At 44.8% G+C, this 4624-nt stretch carries 6 protein-coding genes; all 6 read left to right on the top strand.

The features are described from left to right. On the top strand, positions 1-250 hold a 250-nt coding region (locus tag YWE_RS0120610), incomplete at its 5' end, for an IS4 family transposase (RefSeq protein ID WP_029096172.1). Positions 251-628: 378 nt separating this feature from the next. Next, entirely contained in the window at positions 629-1909 is a 1281-nt protein-coding gene (agp, locus tag YWE_RS0120615) for a bifunctional glucose-1-phosphatase/inositol phosphatase (RefSeq protein WP_029096173.1), read from the top strand. A gap of 226 nt (positions 1910-2135) precedes the next feature. Continuing rightward, on the top strand, positions 2136-2606 hold the full coding sequence (locus tag YWE_RS0120620; protein WP_029096174.1) for a hypothetical protein: 471 nt from the start codon (positions 2136-2138) through the stop codon (positions 2604-2606). 32 nt (positions 2607-2638) lie between these two features. Then, positions 2639-3163, top strand: a complete 525-nt coding sequence (locus YWE_RS0120625; RefSeq protein WP_051323486.1) for a DUF1003 domain-containing protein — start codon at positions 2639-2641, stop codon at positions 3161-3163. A gap of 65 nt (positions 3164-3228) precedes the next feature. After that, entirely contained in the window at positions 3229-3921 is a 693-nt protein-coding gene (locus YWE_RS28200) for a leucine-rich repeat domain-containing protein (protein ID WP_051323487.1), read from the top strand. A 134-nt stretch (positions 3922-4055) separates the two neighbouring features. Continuing rightward, positions 4056-4624, top strand: a 569-nt coding sequence (locus YWE_RS0120635) for a tyrosine-type recombinase/integrase (RefSeq protein ID WP_029096176.1), incomplete at its 3' end; no start/stop codon positions are given.

The raw sequence follows: 4624 nt of genomic DNA on the forward strand, positions 1-4624 counted from the left end.
CGAGTCGTGTGAGCAGGTGTTGAGTCCAATCGAATGGAAGTTACTGTGGGTCAAACAGGAAGGAAAAGAGTTGCCGAAAAAGGCACCGAACCTGAAATGGGCGTATCTGTCGTTGGCTAAAATGGGTCACTGGCATGATAGCAAACGCACGGGACGGGCTGGCTGGATAGTGATATGGGAGGGGNGGTTCAAACTTCAGGATATAGTTGAAGGCTACAGGCTGGCGAAGTCTCTTGATCAGGAGATCTGATCAAGAGACAGGTTTTTCAACGGGGTGACGAGGGTAATGGTTCCGTGATAACTAGGCGAATCATTGTCTTAAGTTTATTGACGGCCCTTAACTGATCGGCATTACGTCTAAGAGTAGCCCTTTTTTATGATAATTTTGTACCATGGGATGTCGCTAAACTCAGCATTTTTTAGCGCGTTATGGCGCCAAAATGATAAACCGGACAAATTGTCACTATTCATTCAAATAACAGATATGATGCACCTCATCGATCGGTCTTCAACGTGACTTATCTGTTTGGTATTGTTCACAGCCAATGTAGGCTCATATCGGATAAAGGGAAACGCTCCCCGTTGCATTCTTGACGTCGCTATCATTACCTTAGCCATAAGTAAAAGGATCCTATCTATGAAAACGTTTAACTACCGGAATATCCTTCTTCTATTGCCTCTGCTGGTCCCTTTTTCACCATCGGTGATGGCTGATAACGATGAGTATCAGTTGGAACAAGTACTGATGTTCAGTCGCCACGGGCTCAGAGCTCCGCTCGCCGATGCCGGTAGCGTATTGGCGCAGTCTACGCCCAAAACCTGGCCCGCCTGGGATACTCAAGGTGGCTATCTGACGCCGAAAGGCGGCGTACTGGAAAGCTACTTCGGTAAATATGTTAATTCGTGGATGGTCAGCGAAGGCCTGTTCGGCAAGGATAAATGCCCGACTAACGATGAGGTGGTGGTTTATGCCAATAGCCTGCAAAGAACCATTGCCACGGCCCAATATTTCACTCTTGGCGCATTCCCTGGCTGTAACGTAAAAGTCTATCATCAGGCGGGTATCGGTATTATGGACCCGACGTTTAACCCGGTGATTAAAGACGATTCAGAGCAGTTTAAACAAACCGCATTAGACGCCATGAATGCCATTGCTGGTAAGCATGGATTAGACGGACTCAACCAACAGTTAAAACCGGCTTATGACCTGCTGACCGCGATTACCGATTATAAGAATGCGCCGGTTTGTCTGGAGCAGAAACGCTGTGACCTGAATGCTGAGCCGGCGAGTTTTACGCTAGTCAGCAATAAGGAGCCCGGCGTAACTGGCCCGCTGCGCATTGGCACCTCTATTTCAGACGCCTTTATTTTACAATACTATGAAGGCTTCCCGCTTAAGGATATTGCCTGGGGCAAGATCAAATCAGATAGAGAGTGGAAACAGTTGGCCAGCATTAAAGACCACTATGGTGAAGTGCTGTTCGGGTCGCCGGAAGTCGCCAAAAATATTTCAGCGCCGCTGCTCAACTATATTAATAGCAAGCTGACAAACGGCAACGATCGTAATTCATCGGCTAAATTTAACCTGTTGGTCGGACACGACTCTAACGTTTCATCTTTATTGTCCGCGCTTAAAATCAAAGATTACCAGTTGCCCGGCCAGTTTGAAAAAACACCGATCGGCGGAAAAATTGTATTTGAACGCTGGTCAGATAAAGCTACCGGTAAGCCGTTAATGAAAATCGAATATCTGTATCAGACTAAAGAGCAAATTCGCAATGGCGATGTTCTTAGCCTGGCCAATCCACCTAAACGAGTTGTACTTGAAATGGAAGATTGCCCGATAGATGCAAACGGATTTTGTGATTTTGAGGTATTTAAGCAAGCCATGAAGCAGGCAATTCAGTAACGCTTTTTGGCTAAGTTCTATTTCGCTATTTTTTTCATCAAATACAGGGGTTTAAGCCCCTGTATTTAGGCTTCATCAGCATGCCGAACATTGTTCAAAATGAGATAACTGCCACGAATTAAAACTTCAGTCATTCACAAACATCCTATTTCACCGCTCCCCGATATATTTCCACGAATTTTAATTTATACTCATCATTCATAGCAGCATGGATAGTAGAAGAAATATGATAAAAAAAATAATCACAACGCTGGTCATTGCATTGAGCCTGTCTGTTATTTCTATGACTCACACTCAAGCAATCAATATCACGCCCAGTAGTGCATATCAGTTTGAAAAACACGGTGATTTTCAGGTTTTTTGGCAGGACTTGCGCAGGGCCGTTGTTCAAAATGATAGGGATGGCGTATCTAAAATGCTCAACTATCCGTTCAGCGATTATGAACACTCGCCGATGATCTTTCAGAATCAAGCTGAATTCATCGCCCAGTATGATGAATTGTTTAATGCCAAAATGATTAAACTGATAGAGACTAATCATTATCGACAGGGTGAAGCGGAACAGGAAGATATGACCGATGCAGCCAGCCCTGAAGGCTATATTATCGAACATGAAAACAGCGATGATGGCTATAATCTGGTCATTGAAAAAGTTGACGGAATTTATAAATTAGTCCGGATTGCTTTTTATTCTTAGCCCTTAACGTTTTCTGTTATATACCCAAAATAATTCGAGTCGCATCGCGGCGGCAAGAGAGCAACAAATCTGTCTGGAACAAATATCGGCCTTATGAACATTTGGCTGCTACTTTTGGCAATGGCTGGTTTGGTAATAAAGCAGAGTCTTTCGCCCGTTTCTTTGGCACTCCGCTGTTCCTCGGTGCTCAAACGGTGATTGTGGTTATCTGGATTGCCCTTAACGTTTTCGGCTGGGTTAAGTTTGATCTCTATCCGTTTATTTTACTCAATTTAGCATTTAGCCTACAGGCAGCCTATGCTGCACCGCTGATCTTATTAGCGCAAACCCGCCAGGCAGAACGGGATAAAGCACATTCAGAAGCCGATGCAAAACACCGGGAAGAGTTAGCCGTCGCTAACGAACAGCGCTTAGCCATCGCAGCCCAGAATGCCGAAAGAATGTTTGAGCTTCTTGAACAGAATACCCAACTTACCGCGATCACCAAGCAGCTCAGCGAGCGGATAGAGGTTCTGGCAACTGAATTACATGAAAAATTAGTCTCAGAGGCTAAATAGTTTATTATCAGGCAAAGTCGTGCAGATTTTGCTCCGCAGTGGTGTAGCAATAAACAAGGATTGATATGAAACATCATTTTTCCGATGTCCTGAACCGTTCGGATGAATACTGGACTATTTCACCAAACAGAGAGCGTTGGTCCTGCCATTTCCCTGACCTTTCGCAAGCTGCCGACGATACTTCCAGACTGACTATCACCAAAAATGACAAGAACTGGCAACGGGTAAAACAGCTCGAACAGCTTGTCGAATTGACGCTCCATGAGCCGGCTCCGTCTCAGTTGGCCGCCTTGGATGAATTACCGAAACTGACAGCCCTTCGGATCAGCCACGCTCGCCCCGAAACGCTGGAAATGCTTGGAGGTCAAACCGCACTGCGCGAGTTAGTGCTGGAATATGTTTCAGGTGTAGACGATCTTCGCCCTATCGGAAACCTTCCGGCCTTAACGTCTTTGCATATGGAAAACCTGCGACGCGTTTCAGATTTCTCGCCATTAGGCGCGTCAAAGTCGCTGCGTTATCTCTCCATCTTTGGAACCTTGGATTGGAGCCAGCCCGTTGAAAGCTTCGATTTCCTAGGCGCGATTAAAAGTCTGGAGTTTCTCAAGCTGGGCTTTGGCGTTCGCGTACCTAATAAATCACCTTTATTTGCATCCCTGCTGGAATTAAACAAGCTATCGCAGCTAGAGATTGGCATGGGTACGCTCCCGCTGGAGGCGCCTGCATTACTTAAACACAAATCTCCAAAACTCAAGTAAACCTAGTTAATACCTGCAATCTAGAAGATATCCATTCTATCTAATTCAACTCAGAACTACCCCAATCAATATGTATATATGTATAGAACTGTGTATAGTAATAATAGTAGATGTATAGCGAATGAGGATAGCTTATGGCACTGACTGAACTTGAAATCCGTCACGCTAAACCGAAAGAAAAGCCCTATAGTAAACCTGACGGTAATAGCTTGTCGTTACTCATTGAACCTAATGGCTCTAAAGGATGGCGCTTCCGATATCGTTTTAGCGGTAAACCCAGAATGATGTCTTTAGGTACCTACCCTATTGTCTCATTGACGGAAGCTAGGCAAAAACGAGATGAAGCAAAAAAACTAGTGTTGGCTGGGATTAATCCCTGTGAAATAAGAAAGGAACAAAAACGCGNTAAGAATAATGCACTAGCGAATACATTTGAGTCGATAGCCCGAGAATGGTATTCCAAACGTCAGGATCGTTGGTCTGAAGGCTATCGCAAAGATATGATGAGTGCATTTGAAAAAGATATNTTCCCTTATATCGGCCATCGGCCCATTAAAGAGATTAAACCACTAGAGTTGTTGGCGGTCCTCTCTAAACTAGAAGAACGCGGGGCAACTGAAAAATTACGTAAAGTTCGTCAGCGCTGTGGCGAAGTATGGAAATATGCCATTATCACTGGACGGGCTGAATATAATCCAGCCCC

The sequence above is a fragment of the Budvicia aquatica DSM 5075 = ATCC 35567 genome (assembly GCF_000427805.1).
Lineage (GTDB): Bacteria > Pseudomonadota > Gammaproteobacteria > Enterobacterales > Enterobacteriaceae > Budvicia > Budvicia aquatica.